The sequence below is a fragment of the Pseudoalteromonas sp. SR45-1 genome (assembly GCF_014163655.1).
Lineage (GTDB): Bacteria > Pseudomonadota > Gammaproteobacteria > Enterobacterales > Alteromonadaceae > Pseudoalteromonas > Pseudoalteromonas distincta.
Map to the genome: position 1 here is coordinate 1 of NZ_JACJDR010000021.1, position 18165 is coordinate 18165.

An 18165-nucleotide genomic window follows, 5' to 3' on the forward strand; every position below is an offset into this window, starting at 1 on the left:
AAGCTGAAAACGCAGCAAAAGCAGCAGCTGACAAACGCAAAGCTGAAGAAGAAGCGCTTAAAAAAGCAGAAGCTGAGCGCAAAAAGCGTGAAGAGGAAGCAAAAGAGCGTGCTGCTGAGGCCGAACGTAAACGCCAGCAAGCAATGCAAGAGCAAATGTTACAAGAGCAACTTGCCAAAGAGCAGGCTGCCCGTAGTAAAATACGTCAGCAACAAGTGGTGAGCGAAGTTGATAAGTACCGTGCATTAATTATGGCGCGTATTCAGCAAAACTTACTGATTGATGAAAAAATGAAAAACCAACAGTGCCGAGTTAATATTCGTTTGGGCTTTAATGGTTTAGTAACGCAAGTTAAATCATTAGGTGGCGACAAGTTAGTATGTGAAGCTGCATTAAGAGCAGTGCGCATGGCTGACACATTACCGGTATCTAAAGATAAAGACGTATTCGAAAAACTTAAGAATATTAATTTAACAATCAAGCCAGAATTTTAAAGGAATGATATGTTCAACAAAATAAAAATAGCCTGTTTAGTTTTACTGTTTGGGTTTACGGGTGTTGCTAATGCAGCGCTTGAAATTGTAATAACAGAAGGTGTAGACGGTGCAAGGCCTATTGCCATTGTACCTTTTAAATACCAAGGTGTTGGTCCAATTCCTGAAAAGCTAAGTGGTGTTATTGCTGCCGATTTAATGCGCAGTGGTAAGTTTAAACCTGTTGATGTGGCGCAAATGCCGCAACAGCCAAGTAAAGATGGCGAAATTGATTATGCGTCTTGGGTTAATAAAGGTGTTGAAGCTGTTCTTGTTGGTGAGGTTGAACAACAAACTGATGGGCGTTATTTAGTTCGTTATGAGTTAGTTGATGTGATTCGCGGCCAAATTACCGGTGGCAATACGCAAATGATGAGTAACGGTAAGTTAGTTAAAAGCCAAGATCATATTTTAGAAGCGCGTGAAAGTGTTATTGGCGAGAGTGGTTTTCGTCGTTATTCACACCGCATTAGTGATGTTATTTATGAAAAGCTAACGGGTGAAAAGGGCGCGTTTTTAACTAAAATTGCATATGTAATAGTACGTGATAACGAGCCTAAACCTTATCAGCTAGTCGTTGCTGATTACGATGGTTTTAACGAACAGGTATTACTTCGTTCAAAAGAACCATTAATGTCGCCAGCATGGTCACCAAATGGTACTAAACTAGCGTATGTAACGTTTGAAAACCGTCAAAGCCAAATTTACATTCAAGATATATACACAGGTAAGCGTGAAATAATAGCAAGCTACCGTGGTATTAATGGTGCACCGCAGTTTTCGCCAGATGGTAAAAAGCTATTATTAGTGCTTTCTAAGGATAAGACGGGTGCGACAGAAGTTTACATGCTTGACCTTGCTACACGTAAGGAAACACGCTTAACAAATCATCGTAGCATAGATACTGAGCCATCTTGGTACCCTAATGGCCAAGATATTGTGTTTACATCTGAAAGGGGTGGTAATGCTCAGATTTATAAGTTAAATTTAAAAACAGGTAGGTCACAACGACTCACCTTTGATGGTGATATGAACCTTGCTGGTTCTATAACACCAGATGGAAAAGAATTAGTGATGGTTAACCGTACCAATGGGCAGTACCATCTTGCTAAGAAAGAGCTGGCTACAGGTGCGTTTCAAGTATTAACGAGAACACGCCTAGATGAATCACCGAGCATAGCGCCAAATGGTTCGATGATTATATATAGCACGCTTCATAATAATAAACAGGTACTTGCGCTAGTATCGATGGACGGCCGCTTTAAAGCACGGTTACCTGTGCTAGACGGACAAGTAAAGGCACCAGCTTGGTCGCCATACTTACAGTAATATTACTGGTTTACTCAAAATAGGAATCTACTCAATGCAACTTAACAAAATACTTAAAGGCCTGCTAATTGCTGTGCCAGTAATGACATTAGCAGCTTGTAGCTCATCTTCTGATATTGATGAAGGTGCTGCAAACCAATCAAATCAAGGCGTTGTTGAGCAATCAACTAACACTGATACAGTTGAAGTAGCTACAATCTCTCCTGAGCAACAAGCAGAAGAGCAACTTCGTCAAAAGTACGAAGCACTTCGTCAAGAGCAAGTAATTTACTTTGACTTTGATAAAGCGACTGTTGAAGGTAAGTACGCAGATTTACTTCGTGCACATGCTGAGTTTTTAGTTCAAAACCCATCAGTTAAAGTTCTAATTGAAGGCCACGCAGATGAGCGCGGTACTCCAGAGTACAATATTGCACTAGGTGAGCACCGTGGCCAAGCAGTTGAAAAATACCTATTAAGCTTAGGTGTTTCAGCTAGCCAAATGTCAGTGGTAAGCTACGGTGAAGAGAAGCCAATGGTTAAATCTCGCACTGAATCAGCTTTCGCTAAAAACCGCCGTGCGGTACTAGTTTACTAAGATAAGAGATATTATGAAGCCGAAAATTATTTTGGCAGCCATGATATTGAGCGGGAGCACCCAGTTAATGGCTGCTCCCGCTCCTGTTTCAGAAGCTGCAAGTTCACAATCAAGTATTGAGAAGCGATTAGCGTCGCTTGAGGATATGATGCAGTCGCGTAACTTTTTACAAGTAGAGTTACAGCAACAACTTAACTTGTTACAAGACGAAGTAAGTCAAATTCGCGGTGTAACTGAAGAGCAAAGCTACAAACTTGAAAAAGTACTGCAGCGTCAGCGTGAGTTGTATCAAGAGATTGAAAACCGCGTGAGCCAGGCTTATACACAGCCAACAGCAGCTCCAGTAGTCGATCAGGCGCAGCCAAACGATGCACAGAGCTACAGCAGTGACTTATCTGAAAATGAAGCGTACGAGCGTGCTGTTGCGTTAATAATGAAAGATAAACGTTATGATCAAGCGATTCCTGAATTTCAAACGTTTTTAACTACCTATCCAAACTCTGTATATGCGTCTAACGCGCATTATTGGTTAGGGCAGTTGCTTACTATTAAAAATGATGGCGTAAAAGCGGTGGAGCATTTTAAAGTGGTTGTTAACGAATTTCCAAATTCTAATAAACGCCCTGATGCAATGCTAAAGTTAGGCACACTTTTACAAGATCAAGGTTCAGCGGCGCAAGCACAAAAAATATTGAGCGATCTTATCAATCAATACCCAAGTACTACCGCTGCAAAACTAGCAACTGATCGTTTGGGAAACTAAAGTTCACCAGCGATTAAATTTCTAGTTAAGGCGAGCAAACTACATGGAAACTCTCGAAGAATCTTGGATTTGCATGTAGTTTGAGCACAAACGGTTTAATTTTGTGCATCTAGACATAAAAACTTAAAAAAAGAGACAATTTCGGTTGCACTCATTTTATAAATAAGTATTATAAGCGCCCGCAGCAAACGAATGGTTACCCCACTCGAAATGCGACAAAAAGAGCGGGTTATTAGCTCAGTTGGTAGAGCAGTTGACTTTTAATCAATTGGTCGATGGTTCAAATCCATCATAACCCACCATTCTTTGAATGGTCTTTTATCGGCGGATTTACGTACAATACTAAGTTGTTATAAAACGCAACGTCAGAGCGGGTCATTAGCTCAGTTGGTAGAGCAGTTGACTTTTAATCAATTGGTCGATGGTTCAAATCCATCATGACCCACCATTCTTTATTCCTTGTGAATACGGTTTGGCATCAATCGGCGGATTTACGTAAGCTTTAACTTAGTAATAAGTTAGCAACTGGAATGGGTTATTAGCTCAGTTGGTAGAGCAGTTGACTTTTAATCAATTGGTCGATGGTTCAAATCCATCATAACCCACCATTCTTTATTCCTTGTGAATAATGACTGGTTCCAATCGGCGGATTTACGCAAAGTAGTAAGTTGCATTTAAACGTAACAATAGAGCGGGTCATTAGCTCAGTTGGTAGAGCAGTTGACTTTTAATCAATTGGTCGATGGTTCAAATCCATCATGACCCACCATTCTTTATTCCTTGTGAATACGGTTTGGAATCAATCGGCGGATTTACGTAAGCTTCATTCATAATTGAATAAGTGCATAGAGCGGGTTATTAGCTCAGTTGGTAGAGCAGTTGACTTTTAATCAATTGGTCGATGGTTCAAATCCATCATAACCCACCATTCTATGAAAAGTTATATAAGAGCGGGTCATTAGCTCAGTTGGTAGAGCAGTTGACTTTTAATCAATTGGTCGATGGTTCAAATCCATCATGACCCACCATTCTTTATTCCTTGTGAATAGGGTTTGGCATTAGTCGGCGGATATACGTAAGCTTCATTCTTAATTGAATAATTGCATAGAGCGGGTTATTAGCTCAGTTGGTAGAGCAGTTGACTTTTAATCAATTGGTCGATGGTTCAAATCCATCATAACCCACCATTCTATGACAGTTTAATCGGCGGATTTACGCAAGCTTTTTACAAAGCAGATTTATATTAGAGCGGGTCATTAGCTCAGTTGGTAGAGCAGTTGACTTTTAATCAATTGGTCGATGGTTCAAATCCATCATGACCCACCACTCTCTAATACTTTCCTTTATATTCTTTTTTAATTTCCCACTTTATTTTTTATAAACAGCCTTACTAGTTCGCTGTTATTTGCTTTCATATTCTCGTATAATTCGCCCTAATTAATGCACTGTAGATAAGTGGTCGAGAACATGAGTCTAGCTCAAACTATTATGCCTGAAGGTTATATTTTTCCCCCTAAGCCAGCACCGTTAACACAAGACGAGCAAGGCGAATATAAAGCGCGTATAAAACAATTACTAAAAGATAAAAATGCAGTACTTGTTGCCCATTATTATACCGATCCTGAAATTCAAGCACTTGCTGAAGAAACCGGCGGCTGCGTTGCCGACTCGCTAGAAATGGCGCGTTTTGGCGCACGTCACGATGCAGATATGATTATTGTTGCGGGCGTAAAATTTATGGGCGAAACAGCCAAAATTTTAACGCCAAATAAAACGGTTGTTATGCCAACGCTTGAAGCAACATGTTCGTTAGATATTGGCTGCCCGATAGACGAGTTCTCTGCGTTTTGCGATCAGCACCCTGATCGTAAAGTAGTTGTATATGCAAACACCTCTACGGCTGTTAAAGCACGTGCAGATTGGATTGTAACTTCATCCTGTGCACTTGAAATAGTAGAGCACCTCGATGAGCAAGGCGAAAAAATCATTTGGGGCCCAGATAAGCACCTTGGTAGTTATATTCAAAAAAATACCGGTGCTGATATGCTTATGTGGAATGGCGCATGTATTGTACATGACGAGTTTAAAACAAAAGCACTTAAAGACATGAAAGCGCTACACCCAGATGCAGGCGTATTAGTTCATCCTGAGTCACCAGCAGAAATAGTTGCTCTTGCCGATTCGGTTGGATCTACGAGCCAATTAATCAAAGCAGCGCAAACAATGGACAACAAAAAGTTTATTGTAGCAACCGATCGCGGCATCTTTTATAAAATGCAGCAACTATGTCCAGATAAAGAGTTTTTTGCGGCTCCTACGGCAGGTGAGGGCGCTTCATGTAAAAGTTGCGCACACTGCCCTTGGATGGCAATGAATGGCTTAAAAGCGATTGAGGAAGCCCTCATAAGCCCTAAAGGTAAAGAAGTATTCGTTGATATGGATTTACGCGAAGGCGCACTTAAATCCTTAAATCGCATGCTTGAGTTTACTGCGAGCATGGCTAAGTAACTTTTAAAGTATAAATTAAAAACGGTTAAGTCTTAGATTTAGCCGTTTTTTTGTGCCTATAGGTAAGTGTTGCTTGATTAGTAAGCATTTGAAGGCCCAAATTTAAAAATGCCTTGCACCTTAAGGGTCTATTTCATACTATAGCGCGCTGTTGCATTACACAATTGCAGCACCGTGGAGGGATGGCTGAGTGGCTGAAGGCGCACGCCTGGAAAGTGTGTTTAGGTTTATCCCTAACGAGGGTTCGAATCCCTCTCCCTCCACCATTATTCTTAGAGCCCAGTTATTAATATCGAAAGGTAACAATAACTGGGTTTTTTAATGCCTTCAGAATGACTAATTATTTACTAAGCAAAGTGTCGATAACATGCCGACAAGTTCATGTTTCTCGATTGGTTTTGAAACGTAACCATCAAATAACCGCCTGTATATTTCTTTTTGTTCTGTAAAAACATTAGCAGTTAATGCAATAACAATTTGTTCGCTATTAAGCGTCTTAATTATTTTACATGCCTGAAGACCATCCATTTTTGGCATTTGAATGTCCATAAAAATAATGTCTGGTTTGTGTAACTCGTATAATGAAATCGCTTCTAAACCATTGTTGGCAATAATAATGGTGGCTTTAGTTGGTTCAAGCATCGCAGCTGCAACAAGCTGATTTATTTTATTATCTTCAGCTAATAAAATAATTTTTCCAGATAGGTCAGGAAGCTCAATATTTTTAGTTATTAATGTGCTGTCATCCACCTGCGCTTGTTTTAATGGTAAGTACACATAAAACTGACTCCCTGAACCTAACTGGCTTGTTACTTTAATTTCGCCATTCATCAGGCCTATTAATGATTTAGTGATGGGTAAGCCAAGGCCCGTACCACCATATTCACGCGTGGTTGATTGCTCCGCTTGTTCAAAGCGCTCAAACAATCGATCAATTGCTTGCTCAGAGATTCCAATTCCGGTGTCTGATATACAACAACATATTTTTTTTTCGTCGGTTAGCCTAAACGTTACTGTAACGCCACCTTGAGATGTAAACTTAATCGCGTTAGATATTAAGTTTAAAAATACCTGTCTGAGTCTAACTGGGTCGCCCACCCAATGCTTGTGCTCAATATCAATCACAAATTTAAGGTAAATGTTTTTATCTGTTGCTTGCACACCTAAGTCTGACTCTAAGTGATGAATAAGTTCAAAAAAGTCAAAAGGCTTATTCTCTAATGAGAGCTTGCCGGCCTCTATTTTAGAAAAATCAAGAATATCGTTAATAATGGTGGTGAGTGCTCGAGTTGAATATAGTGATTTTTTTAAATACTCTTTTGATTTTTCATTAAGCGGTTGTTCTTGTAATAGTTGTAATGTGCCAAGTATACCGTTCATTGGGGTTCGTATTTCGTGGCTCATATTTGCTAAAAATTCAGACTTTGCTTGCGATGCTTGCTCAGCAAGTTCTTTTGAGTGACCAAGGGCTTGCTCGTGGTCAATTTGTTCTGTTAAATCGTAAGCAATACCTAAGTAGCCAACGGTGTCTCCTTCGTTATTTAACAACGAAGTGACACTTAAATTAACTTGTATTTGCTCGCCTGTAGAAGAAATGTATGTCCATTGATTAATATCTGGCTCTGTTGCTGTTGCTTTTAAGATAAATACTTCAAAACCAGGGGCGACAGGTTTATTTAATTCAGCACTAAGTAGTTTAGCCTTTTTTATAATTTCTTCTTTTAAATGAAATATGCCAGGGTTTTTAATGCCAATAACATCTTGCGCTTTGTAGCCTAATAACTTTTCTGAGGCGGGATTAAATAGAGTGATTAAGCCGTTTGTGTCGGTCGCAATAATTGAATAACTAGCACTGTTTAAAATACTTTGTTGGAGCATGCTCATATCGGCTATTTCTTGCGTACGTTGTTTAACTTCGCTTTCTAGTTTTAAATTTGCTTGCTGCAATGCGAGTTTATTTTTTTTAGCCTGAAGTGTTTTTCTCTTAATTCTTTGGTTTCTTCTAAAAATAAACAATTGCATTAAAAAAACTACAAACATACAGCCAATAGTGGCGAAAGAGCCATTAACAATGGCTTGATACCGACTAGGGAGATGAAGGTTATAAATAAAGGCGTCTGAGGCATCAATGGTAATTTTCCACGTTCTACCCATTAATTTTATAATTTTAGTTAATTGATAATCGTTAGTTTTGCTTTTTATGCCATAACTAAAAAAATCAGTCTCAGTATTGTTATTTATATCACTTATCGTTAGTTGATTTTCATCAAGGTGTGAAAGTGAGTCTAAAATTTTATCAATTAACAACGGCGAATATGCCCAACCTAAAAGCTCATTAAGGCGCTGTTTTTTATTATCAGAAATAGTAATGGTTTTATATATTGGCACTAATATTAAAAAGCCTTGTTGCGAGAGTTTATTCGCTTGTACTAAAGTCAGTGGCGCCGTTAATTGGGTTGTATTATTTATGGCAGCATTTAGTGCTGCCTGTTTACGCATGCTCTCAGATCCAATATCTAATCCAATTGCTTGTAAGTTTTTTTGCTCAGGAAAAATATATTGAATTATAAAATGCTCATCACTAGTCGCTACGAGTGTATTCAAATTAAATGTCTGATCGGGTCTATCGTTTTTTGCATCATTCAAAAATTTATTTAATTGCTCAACGCTAACTTTTTTTATATAACCAATACCATTAGCTCCAGGGAATTCTTTAGCGTAGTTACGGCTCCCAGAGTAGTTAGTTATGGCTTGATAGTTTAAGTTATTTGCACCTATCCCATGTACAAAGCCCTTTAAACCAAATAGCCCATATTGATACAAATCGAGCCTACTGTTAATACCTGTAGAAAGCGATGATAGGCGGTTATCAAGCGCATTGTTTATTTTATTTTTTATGGCTTCTTGGTGTTTAATATGAGCAAAGTAGGTAAGTATAATGCCCGCAACTAATAAAATGACGTGAGGAAGCAGTGAGATTAATAACCCTTTATTAACCGGTCGTGCTTGAATCATTAATTAATCCTTTTTCATGAGTCGCAGTAAGTGTGTTTCTATTTTAATAACGTGATAAATATAGCACCTATTATTCAAGACACAACTTTGTTATTAATTGGAATGTATATATTTTATAGAGGTTTAGAGTAGGGGGAGTCTAAAAAGTTGATTTTAAGCCTCAAGATAAAACTAAAGTGCATATAAATATAATAATTTATAAATTCTGCATCACTTTATAGATACCAACAAAAGTAGTAGCAAAAGGCGCTGGTGTTTGTGCTTATTGATTTTTATAAGAAATTAGCTGCTCATAACTTTACTTAGGTAAGTTTAAATCAAGTAAAATTCAATTAATATTATGAGGCTTTTTTAAATAAAATTAGCGACTTAGATACGAGTGAGCAAGAGGTAATCTTTACCAATTTTTACAATTCATCCGAAATAAAACAAACTCTTACTATTTTATAATATGAAAATTAAAACATTATAAATTTATATTGTTCTATATTTACTAGCATGAAAGAAATGTAATAACTTGAAATGTAATTACCTTATGACGTGTTTGCCGTGTAGGTCAAAAAGCATACACATCCCTATGTGCTGCACAGTAAAAACTTAAAAAACAAGATAACGGAGATAACTATGGCTCACCGAGTATCTAAATTACTTGCGGCAACAGGCGCAGTATTAACATGCATTTCTATTCCTTCGTATGCCGCTGTTAATGGGCTGACAGAACAAGATGAATTTAATTTAAAACTTAGATCAATTTATTTCGACCGTGACTACGATAACGACGCAAGTGACGATTCAACTTTTGCTCAAGGTATAGAGCTCAATTACACATCGGGTTATATAAACGATTTATTGAGTGTGGGTGTATCGACTTACACAGTAATGAATATTAACTCTACAGGTTCAGCCGCAGGTAATATTTTACCAGCAGGTAATGAGAGTGGTGGAGTAGGCGATAGCTTTTCTAAATTTGGTCAATATTTTTTAGATTTTAAATTGGGCAAAAACGGTCACGTTAAAGTAGGTGGGCAAAAAACCAAAAGCATGCTTTTAAAAAGCTCAGGCAGCCGTGCTATTCCTAATACTTTTAGAGGCGTTTTTGGCGATTACAAAATTGGCAACACTAAATTATATGGTTACGTATACGATAAATGGAGCCGTCGACATGATGAAAGATGGGAAGACTTTTCTACCGACCAATCGGCACCTGGCGCCATTAGCGTAATTTGGGGCGTAGGTGCTACGCATAAAAAAGACGACATAACATTAGAGGCTGAATATTTAAATTCCCACAATTATCTAAATAAAATGGGATTAAAAATCAGTTACGACATTAAACTTGAGCAAAGTAAGTTAACCCTTTCAACTGGCATATTTACCTCACAAGATGATGGCGATTTATTTGTGACAGGCGCAGAGGGCGGTGATTTAGATGATGAGGATGCACCTGATGCTTTAACAGGTTTAACTAAAAGTGAAAACGATGGATTTGCCTATTACTTGGATGCTGATTGGAAAAAAGATATTTGGAGTGTAGGTGCGGCATTTACTAAGGTAAGTGATGCTTGGATTGAAGATAACTTTAGTGGCGATCATGGTACAAACCCATTTCCAACTCGCTCATTGATTGGTGCCGATTTAACAAATCAAAACGAGGCAACGTGGCAGGCACGTTTTGGCATTGATTTAAAAGCAGTATCGCCAGGTTTAACAACAAAGTTTTACTACACAAGCGGTAGCGATGCTGAAAACTCTGCGCTGGGTAAGTTAGCTGGCACAGCTGACGAAAAATATTGGGCTGTAGATACGCGCTATAAAGTTGAGAAAATAAAAGGCTTAAGTTTGCGCTGGTTATTTGTAGATTATACAACCGAAAAATCAGGCAGCGTTGATGGTGTTAAAGGCGACAGAGCCGACCACCGAGTTTATGTAGATTACACTATTAAATTTTGACATGACTTTTAATAAGCCAATGCAAATTTATACATTGGTTTTATTTCCTTTATTAATTATCACTATGATAAAACTAACAAATAGATAATAAAAATAAAGCTAATATATGTTTTCTCTTCAACAGTGGCAATCGCAGGGCCAATTCACTCATATTTCTGGCCATCAAATATTTACAAAAATAGCTGGTGATATAACTAAGCCTGCGCTGCTTTTAATACATGGCTTTCCAAGTGCTAGCTGGGATTGGGAAGGTATGTGGCAAACCCTTAGTGAACATTATTTTGTAATTACGCTCGATATGCTAGGTTTTGGTTTGTCAGATAAACCAATAAACGCTACTTATAAAATTACCGAACAAGCCGACTTATATACCCAATTTTTAAAAACGTTAAATATTAATGATGTACATATTTTAGCTCATGACTATGGCGATACAGTGGCTCAAGAGTTATTAGCAAGGCAAGTGGTTAGCCAAAGTGACTTTAAAATAAACAGCGTGTGTTTTTTAAATGGTGGGTTATTTCCTGAGGTGCATAAACCATTATTTATACAAAAGCTTTTACTTTCAAAGCTAGGTTGGATAGTGCCAAAATTAATGAATAAACAAAAATTTGCCAATAATTTAGTTACTATTTTTAGTAAAAGTACACCGCCCTCAAAACAAGTGGTAGACACACTTTGGGAGTTGCTAATTTATAAAGATGGTTTAGCCGTTATGCCTAAACTCATTAGCTATATAAAGCAGAGGCAGCAAAACCGAGAACGCTGGGTTGGTGCCATCATAAATAGCAATATACCACTTACGTTTATAGCAGGCGCAGAAGATCCTATCTCTGGTAAGCACATGATTGAACATTATAAAAAGCTTATTCCCAATGCGCGCTTACAAGAGTTTGTAGAGCTTGGGCATTATCCGCAAGTAGAAAATCCAGATGCTATTACGCAGGCTTATTTGGATTTTAGAAATTGCCAATAAAAACGCGGCACTAAATTAAGTGCCGCGTTTATAAATTAATAACTCTGAGTATTTAGGCTTTGAACCTTAATATTTTTTCTTCGGTGCTTTTAATTGTTTTTCAAACTCGTCTGAAAACAATATCGTGCCGTCGTCTTCCTCTGTAGGGAAGGCTGCAATAAGTAGGTCATCTTCTTCAAGGCCTGGTGTCCAGCGACTAAACCAGTCAGCAAGTGGAATTGCTTTAGCGCTGCAGCCAGCCCATTCGCCAGTTGCCCATGCCTCTGCAAATTCGCGAGTTGGCCAAACTGGTACGCAGTCGTCATCTTCGTTGGCAAGCATAACGCAGCCATCATTGTCGTTTAAAATCCATACTTGTTTAAATTGTTGTACGGTTTCGAACATATAGGCTAGGCGTTTTTTTGCCCCAAGCCCTAAAATTACAGCTTGTTCTTCGCTTAAATTTGGCGTTGTCATAATTAGCTCACTCTTAATTACTATATCTAAATTATATGCACACAAGTATATCGAGTTATATGACAGAGTGTTGAAAAGTTGCTATTTAATTTCAGCAATGCAGATCTAATTTGTATATTGAACAGTATAAGTCACAACTAATTTGAGCGATCATTCAAAATAAGCTTGAATGTTTGTAAAAAGGCCACATTGTAGTAAGCATATACTTAATGAAGGATTGAAAAATGACTACTGATCTACTTGCTCCGTTTAAACTAAATAATACGATTGAGCTTAAAAACCGCGTACTTATGGCACCATTAACGCGTTGTATGGCTGACGATAACTTAGTGCCAACACAAGATATGGTTGAATATTATGCTCGCCGTGCCGAAACCGGTTTAATTATTAGCGAAGCAACTATTATTCGTCCAGATGCGCAAGGTTACCCAAATACACCGGGTTTATTTACCAGTGAGCAAATTCAAGGTTGGAAAAAAGTAACAGACGCAGTGCACGCTAATGGCGGCAAAATGTTTGCACAGCTTTGGCATGTTGGCCGTGTTGCACATCCTCACTTTTTTGATGGCGATGTACTGGCACCATCGGCAATTGGCGTTGAAGGCTCTGTGCCTCGTATGCGTGAGCTTACATATATCACACCAAAAGCAGCGACTATAGATGACATTAAGGGCCTAGTAGCTGATTACGCAAAAGCGGCAGAAAATGCGATTGAAGCGGGTTTTGACGGGGTAGAAATTCACGGTGCTAACGGGTATTTGATTGACCAGTTTTTACATTACGCTGCAAATACACGCAGCGACGAATACGGTCAAACGCCTGAAAATATGTCGCGTTTTGCACTAGAAGTAACCGATGCAGTTATCGCCGCTGTAGGTAATGAGCGTACTGCTTTACGTGTTACACCGGGTGCTTATTTTAATATGAGCGAAGATAGCCGTGATAAAGCGGTATTTGATTACTTATTACCAGAGCTTGAGAAGAGAGATTTAGCATACTTACACGGCGGTATTTTTGACGACAGTACAGCGTTTGAGTCGCTTGAAGGTAAAACGACGTCTGAATTTTTACGTGCAGGCTACAAAGGTACATTAGTAGGCGTAGGCAGCTATACTTTTGAGTCAGCAAAAGAGGCAATTAACGATGCTAAGTTTGATTTAATCGCTATTGGTCGCCCACTTATCGCAAACCCAGATTACATTAGCAAAATTGCAAACGGTGAAGAGTTAGTACCTTACAGCGATGAAATGCTAGCTGAATTGAAGTAACAGCTAAATATTATATTTAGTTATTAAGGCACCCAAAGTTAAACCTTTGAGTGTCTTTTTTTGTACATATTCTCGCCATAAATCTTCCATATTTGTTTAACCTTTATGTAAATAAAGTTCATCCTCGTTGTCATATTTAAAATTCATACTGTGCTCGTTTTCATATTTCATAATTAAAATCAAACGGGACAACAATGTACGCTTTAAAAAACAAATCACTTTTGAGCATTGCTATTGCCATGGCTGTATCAACATCCGCTTACGCAAACGATAACGATAACGATAACGAAATTGAAGAAATTACAGTAACGGCAAAACCAACAAGTTACGCAAACAATGTTATTGAGCCTGCAATGCTTGAGCAACAAAGTTCGGTATCGAGCATATTATCGGTTATTGATAACTTACCGGGTATTAGTATTAACGAAGGTGATGCATTTGGTGGCGATGATTGGTCAACGACTATTACAATGCGTGGTTTTAGTATTGACTCAAACCAACAACAATTAGGTATGACTGTTGATGGTATTCCCAATGGTGGTTCTAATTATGGTGGCGGTGCTAAAGCTAATCGTTACTTGGAGAGCGAAAATTTAGCAACGGTAGAGGTTGGTCAAGGGACGTCTGACATTAAATCGGCTTCACTTGAAGCGCTTGGCGGTACATTTAATTTTGTAAGTAAAGCACCAAGTTTAGATAAAAGCACCACTTTTGCTTATACCTCAGGCAGTCACGATGCCACACGCTATTACGTTAAGCACGAAACAGGTACGATTTTTGATAATACACAAGCGTATGTAAGTTACTCGCAAACCGATACAAGCCGTTGGATTGGTTCAGGTAGTAATGGCGGGAAAGATAACCAACACGCTGAGCTTAAATTTGTAACTACGCTTACGGATTTAACCATTATTGGTCGTTTATCTTATGATGATGTAAGCGAGACAAACTACAATAGTGTAAGTATTGAGCAGTTTGAGCAAACACCAGATTGGGATCAGCTGACATGGAATTGGACTGGTGTCCCACATTTTGACCAAATGTTCGCAGAAGGCTGGGGTACGCTTCGCGAAAACACTCTAGCGTATTTAAAATTGGAATATGCACTTTCTCCAACATCACTTATTACCGTTAGCCCGTATTATCATAAAAATTCAGGGCGTGGGGATTGGATCCCACCGTATTTAACGACCCCTGTTGATGAAAATGGTAATCCAACAACTGAGGGCGGAACAAATGCTGGCTCTTACGGATTTGCTGATAGTGAAGGGAATCCGCTTGCACCAAACGAAGAATGTACGGCAAGTTTAAGCTGGCCATGGGAATCGGGTCCTGGTTTAAACCCAGCGTGTTACGACGATACAGCAACACATGTTATGTCGTATCGCCATACGCATTACAAAAAAGACCGCCTCGGTTTAACGGCAAACTACCAAGCCTCTTTTGGTATGCATGATATAGAAGCAGGTTTATGGTATGAACAAAGTGACCGTGAAGAATCTCGTGATTGGCACAAGGTAATTGATGCGCGTATTTATCATCACTTTGATAGCACTCCATACTGGACACAATACAAAAACACTTTTGAAACTGACACTCTAAAATGGTATGCGCAAGATTCAATGGCGCTTGGTGATTTTACACTTAACTTAGGTGTTAAAAAGTACCTTGTTGATATTGAAAAGTATGATCATTATCAAAATGCAACCACAGCAAAAATAAATAGTGATTCAGACATATTGTTCAGTGGCGGTATTTTGTATCAGTTAAATGACTCTACAGAGTTATTTACCAGTTACAGCGAAAATTTTGCGGCTATTAAAGACGGTGTACTAGAACGTGATAGCTCGGATTTATCAGCCATCGAGCCTGAAACCGCTGAAAATATTGACCTTGGTGTGCGCTATCAAAATAATGCATTAAAACTAACAGCAACAGCGTATTCAATAGAGTTTGATAACCGTATTACCTTTATTGCACCTGGTAGCGATACAGGCGGTATTGATTACACAATAGGCACTAATGGCTCTTACTTAAATGTAGGTGGTATTGAGTCTAAAGGTTTAGAGCTTTCTGCAAGTTATATGCTTAATTCAGAGTGGAATATATATAGCTCGTATACAAATAACGACTCGGAGTACAAGGGCGACGCGCCAGGCTTTGAAGCAGGTGACAAAGTAATTGACTCAGTCGATGACTTATTCGTGCTATCGACAGACTACTACAGTGGGGATTTTCGTTTTGGGTTGTCGGCTAAATACACCGGCGAACGTGGTGAGGTTGACGGCTACACTGTGCTGGATTTAAATGCAGGTTACTCAGCAGAAGTAAATGCAAGCCCATTTAAAGCACTAGATATTGCATTTGTAGTTTATAACGTGACAGATAAAAGCTATCTAGCTGGCGGTACAGGCAATGGTACCACTTACTTTATAGGTGCTCCGCGTACAGCGGCAGTCACTTTAAGTGCTACTTTTTAGTACTCAAAATACGCAACTTATTATTCAATTATGTTAGTAAACCTCTTAACCAGAGTTCAGGTTAAATAGTAAATATTTTAAAGCCCATCACTGATGGGCTTTTTTTAAAAGGTACACACATATTATGAACTCAGTAATAAAAGTAGTGGTATTTAGCTTAACTGTATTATTAAGCAATGCGGTTAATGCGGCGCAAAATGTAGTGCTGATAACGCTTGATGGAGTACGCTGGCAAGAAATATTTAATGGGGCTGATAATAGCTTAATTAATAATACTGACTTTGTTAAAAAGCCTGAGCAATTAAAGACTCAATTTTGGGCAAAAACAGCGAATGAGCGCCAGCAATTATTAATGCCTTTTTTAACTCAAGTAGTGGCTAAAAAAGGGATTATAATTGGCGATAGAGCTAACGGCTCTACTATGTCGGTAAGTAACCCGTGGTATTTTTCATATCCTGGTTATAACGAAATACTCACCGGTGAAGTAGATGAAAACATAAATAGTAACAACAAATTGCTCAACCCAAATAAAACTATTTTAGAGCGTTTAGATAAGTTACCTGAGTTTAAAGGTAGCACAGCCTTATTTGGTAGTTGGGATGTATTTCCATACATTGTAAATACTAAGCGCAGTAACGTGTATGTAAATGCAGGTTTTATGTCAATTGAAGAGAATTTATTCACTGATGCGCCACTGTTAAATGCGCTACAGAATGAAATCCCCAGTCCTTGGTATAACGTACGACTAGACAGTTTTACATATCGCTTTGCTAAAGCGTATATGTTGGCTAAAAAGCCTAAGTTGTTAGTGATAAGTTTAGGCGAAACCGATGACTTTGCGCATGATGGTCATTACGACCAATACCTTAAATCGGCAAGGCAAAGTGACGCGTTTATAAAAGACTTATGGGCAACCATTCAAACTACAGTGGGTTATAAAAATAACACCACACTAATTATTACCACTGATCACGGGCGTGGCAATAATGCCAACGATTGGCAACATCACAGCTCTAAACGTGCACTTGCTGAGCTAGAGTTAGGTGCAAACACTTACCCAGAAGGAATTGTCGGCTCCGAACATATTTGGCTTGCTGCCATTGGTCCTGCAATAAAAGGCAGTGGCTTAATTAAAACTAAAAATGAGCTTAAACAAGCGCAAATAGCAGCGACCGTTTTAAAGGCTCTTGGGCAGAACCCAAATGAAATAAATTCAAATATGGCACCTGCTATTAGCGAGATTTTAAAATGAAGAACCTATTTAAACCATTGACCCTATCAGCCTTGGCGTTGAGTTTGGTTATTAGCGCGAATGTTACTGCCGCGCCATCTAAAATCCTGTTTGGTTCGTGTGGGCATCAAGATAAAAACATTCCCATATTTAATGCAATTAATAAAGAGCAGGGCGATTTATTTATATTTTTAGGTGACAATATTTACGGTGATACTAACGATATGGATGTACTTGCCAATAAGTATCAACGTTTAGGGGCAAAGTCTGGTTTTAAAACGTTAAAAGCGCAAACGCCTATTATTGCTATGTGGGATGACCACGATTTTGGTCAAAACGATGCAGGTAAAGAGTATCCGCATAAAGAGCAATCACGCCAAATTATGCTTAATTTTTGGGATGAACCTGCAAACTCAGCCCGTCGCACTCGCCCTGATGGAATTTATACCTCATACATGTATGGTGAAAATGAGCAAACCATACAAGTAATAATGCCTGATTTACGTTGGAACCGTGATGCGCTAAACCATGTAGGTGAGCTTGAATACTACACTAAGCGTAAGTTAAATAACCAAGGCCCGTATAGTCCTAGTGAAGTGAAGGGCGCATCAATGATAGGTGAAGCCCAGTGGCAATGGCTTGAACAAGAGCTTAAAAAGCCCGCTGCAATAAAATTGATTGCCTCAAGCTTACAGCTTTTACCCGATTTTACAGGTTGGGAGTCATGGGCAAACTTTCCTGAAGATAGAAACCGTTTATTTGCATTGATTAAAAAGCACAAGGTAAATGGGGTAGTGATTATAAGCGGTGACACACACTGGGGCGAAATATCAAAGTTTCAGCAAAACCTTGATTACCCATTAATTGAGATGACTAGCTCTGGCTTAACTGAAAAGTGGAAAGACGTAAGCCCTAACAAACACCGAGTAGGGGACTTTACTCATAACGTAAATTATGGTGATTTAAGCGTAGACTGGCAACAAACAGATCCCGCTATTTCACTTAAATTAAAAGGCATTGATGGCGAAGTAATAATGCAAAGTGACTTTAGTTTATCAAGTATTAGCCCTTATAAATAA

13 protein-coding genes and 9 tRNA genes are annotated in these 18165 nt (G+C 38.7%); 20 read left to right on the forward strand and 2 right to left on the reverse strand.

What is annotated here, in order from left to right:
- From tolA to H5089_RS17920, 14 genes are all read left to right on the forward strand, one after another.
- On the forward strand, nucleotides 1-494 hold a 494-nt coding region (gene tolA, locus H5089_RS17855), incomplete at its 5' end, for a cell envelope integrity protein TolA (protein WP_182682631.1).
- 9 nt (nucleotides 495-503) lie between these two features.
- Nucleotides 504-1862: a Tol-Pal system beta propeller repeat protein TolB gene (tolB, locus tag H5089_RS17860; protein ID WP_138488837.1), complete on the forward strand. Its 1359-nt coding sequence runs from the start codon at nucleotides 504-506 to the stop codon at nucleotides 1860-1862.
- Between the two features lie 34 nt (nucleotides 1863-1896).
- Nucleotides 1897-2439 (forward strand): peptidoglycan-associated lipoprotein Pal, encoded by a 543-nt coding sequence (gene pal / locus H5089_RS17865; RefSeq protein WP_002960636.1) that lies wholly within the window; start codon nucleotides 1897-1899, stop codon nucleotides 2437-2439.
- Between the two features lie 13 nt (nucleotides 2440-2452).
- Nucleotides 2453-3202, forward strand: a complete 750-nt coding sequence (ybgF, locus tag H5089_RS17870; RefSeq protein ID WP_182712781.1) for a tol-pal system protein YbgF — start codon at nucleotides 2453-2455, stop codon at nucleotides 3200-3202.
- A gap of 226 nt (nucleotides 3203-3428) precedes the next feature.
- Nucleotides 3429-3504 (forward strand) — tRNA-Lys (locus tag H5089_RS17875).
- A 70-nt stretch (nucleotides 3505-3574) separates the two neighbouring features.
- Nucleotides 3575-3650, forward strand: a tRNA-Lys gene (locus tag H5089_RS17880).
- Nucleotides 3651-3734: 84 nt separating this feature from the next.
- Nucleotides 3735-3810: transfer RNA gene (locus tag H5089_RS17885), tRNA-Lys, on the forward strand.
- A gap of 85 nt (nucleotides 3811-3895) precedes the next feature.
- A tRNA-Lys gene (locus H5089_RS17890) sits at nucleotides 3896-3971 on the forward strand.
- Nucleotides 3972-4054: 83 nt separating this feature from the next.
- Nucleotides 4055-4130: transfer RNA gene (locus H5089_RS17895), tRNA-Lys, on the forward strand.
- Nucleotides 4131-4154: 24 nt separating this feature from the next.
- Nucleotides 4155-4230, forward strand: a tRNA-Lys gene (locus H5089_RS17900).
- An 83-nt stretch (nucleotides 4231-4313) separates the two neighbouring features.
- Nucleotides 4314-4389: transfer RNA gene (locus H5089_RS17905), tRNA-Lys, on the forward strand.
- A 63-nt stretch (nucleotides 4390-4452) separates the two neighbouring features.
- Nucleotides 4453-4528, forward strand: a tRNA-Lys gene (locus H5089_RS17910).
- Nucleotides 4529-4669: 141 nt separating this feature from the next.
- The gene (gene nadA, locus H5089_RS17915; protein WP_002962419.1) at nucleotides 4670-5710 is read left to right on the forward strand and encodes a quinolinate synthase NadA; all 1041 of its coding nucleotides are present in this window, start codon (nucleotides 4670-4672) and stop codon (nucleotides 5708-5710) included.
- A 176-nt stretch (nucleotides 5711-5886) separates the two neighbouring features.
- Nucleotides 5887-5976 (forward strand) — tRNA-Ser (locus tag H5089_RS17920).
- Between the two features lie 70 nt (nucleotides 5977-6046).
- Here H5089_RS17920 and H5089_RS17925 read toward each other — a convergent pair.
- Nucleotides 6047-8725: a CHASE domain-containing protein gene (locus tag H5089_RS17925; protein ID WP_182712782.1), complete on the reverse strand. Its 2679-nt coding sequence runs from the start codon at nucleotides 8723-8725 to the stop codon at nucleotides 6047-6049.
- Nucleotides 8726-9349: 624 nt separating this feature from the next.
- Here H5089_RS17925 and H5089_RS17930 point away from each other — a divergent pair.
- Both H5089_RS17930 and H5089_RS17935 read left to right on the forward strand, forming a co-directional pair.
- Nucleotides 9350-10675, forward strand: coding sequence for an OprD family outer membrane porin (locus H5089_RS17930; RefSeq protein ID WP_182712783.1), 1326 nt, complete (start codon nucleotides 9350-9352; stop codon nucleotides 10673-10675).
- A 106-nt stretch (nucleotides 10676-10781) separates the two neighbouring features.
- The gene (locus tag H5089_RS17935) at nucleotides 10782-11651 is read left to right on the forward strand and encodes an alpha/beta fold hydrolase (RefSeq protein ID WP_182712784.1); all 870 of its coding nucleotides are present in this window, start codon (nucleotides 10782-10784) and stop codon (nucleotides 11649-11651) included.
- A gap of 66 nt (nucleotides 11652-11717) precedes the next feature.
- On the opposite strand, the gene H5089_RS17940 is transcribed toward H5089_RS17935, so the two are convergent.
- The gene (locus tag H5089_RS17940; protein ID WP_165723926.1) at nucleotides 11718-12107 is read right to left on the reverse strand and encodes a DUF2750 domain-containing protein; all 390 of its coding nucleotides are present in this window, start codon (nucleotides 12105-12107) and stop codon (nucleotides 11718-11720) included.
- A gap of 224 nt (nucleotides 12108-12331) precedes the next feature.
- Between H5089_RS17940 and H5089_RS17945 the strand changes: the two genes are divergently transcribed.
- From H5089_RS17945 to H5089_RS17960, 4 genes are all read left to right on the forward strand, one after another.
- Nucleotides 12332-13375, forward strand: a complete 1044-nt coding sequence (locus H5089_RS17945; RefSeq protein WP_182712785.1) for an alkene reductase — start codon at nucleotides 12332-12334, stop codon at nucleotides 13373-13375.
- A gap of 194 nt (nucleotides 13376-13569) precedes the next feature.
- On the forward strand, nucleotides 13570-15855 hold the full coding sequence (locus H5089_RS17950; RefSeq protein ID WP_182712786.1) for a TonB-dependent receptor domain-containing protein: 2286 nt from the start codon (nucleotides 13570-13572) through the stop codon (nucleotides 15853-15855).
- Between the two features lie 124 nt (nucleotides 15856-15979).
- Nucleotides 15980-17107 (forward strand): alkaline phosphatase family protein, encoded by a 1128-nt coding sequence (locus H5089_RS17955; RefSeq protein WP_182712787.1) that lies wholly within the window; start codon nucleotides 15980-15982, stop codon nucleotides 17105-17107.
- On the forward strand, nucleotides 17104-18165 hold the full coding sequence (locus H5089_RS17960; RefSeq protein ID WP_182712788.1) for an alkaline phosphatase D family protein: 1062 nt from the start codon (nucleotides 17104-17106) through the stop codon (nucleotides 18163-18165). The genes H5089_RS17955 and H5089_RS17960 overlap by 4 nt, the downstream gene beginning before the upstream one ends.

Excerpts from the sequence above, each read along its gene's own strand:
- H5089_RS17960 (WP_182712788.1), top strand. The coding sequence starts at position 17,104 with ATGAAGAACCTATTTAAACCATTGACCCTATCAGCCTTGGCGTTGAGT.
- pal (WP_002960636.1), top strand. The coding sequence starts at position 1,897 with ATGCAACTTAACAAAATACTTAAAGGCCTGCTAATTGCTGTGCCAGTA.
- H5089_RS17935 (WP_182712784.1), top strand. The coding sequence starts at position 10,782 with ATGTTTTCTCTTCAACAGTGGCAATCGCAGGGCCAATTCACTCATATT.
- tolB (WP_138488837.1), top strand. The coding sequence starts at position 504 with ATGTTCAACAAAATAAAAATAGCCTGTTTAGTTTTACTGTTTGGGTTT.
- ybgF (WP_182712781.1), top strand. The coding sequence starts at position 2,453 with ATGAAGCCGAAAATTATTTTGGCAGCCATGATATTGAGCGGGAGCACC.
- H5089_RS17930 (WP_182712783.1), top strand. The coding sequence starts at position 9,350 with ATGGCTCACCGAGTATCTAAATTACTTGCGGCAACAGGCGCAGTATTA.
- nadA (WP_002962419.1), top strand. The coding sequence starts at position 4,670 with ATGAGTCTAGCTCAAACTATTATGCCTGAAGGTTATATTTTTCCCCCT.
- H5089_RS17950 (WP_182712786.1), top strand. The coding sequence starts at position 13,570 with ATGTACGCTTTAAAAAACAAATCACTTTTGAGCATTGCTATTGCCATG.
- H5089_RS17955 (WP_182712787.1), top strand. The coding sequence starts at position 15,980 with ATGAACTCAGTAATAAAAGTAGTGGTATTTAGCTTAACTGTATTATTA.
- H5089_RS17925 (WP_182712782.1), bottom strand. The coding sequence starts at position 8,725 with ATGATTCAAGCACGACCGGTTAATAAAGGGTTATTAATCTCACTGCTT.
- H5089_RS17940 (WP_165723926.1), bottom strand. The coding sequence starts at position 12,107 with ATGACAACGCCAAATTTAAGCGAAGAACAAGCTGTAATTTTAGGGCTT.
- H5089_RS17945 (WP_182712785.1), top strand. The coding sequence starts at position 12,332 with ATGACTACTGATCTACTTGCTCCGTTTAAACTAAATAATACGATTGAG.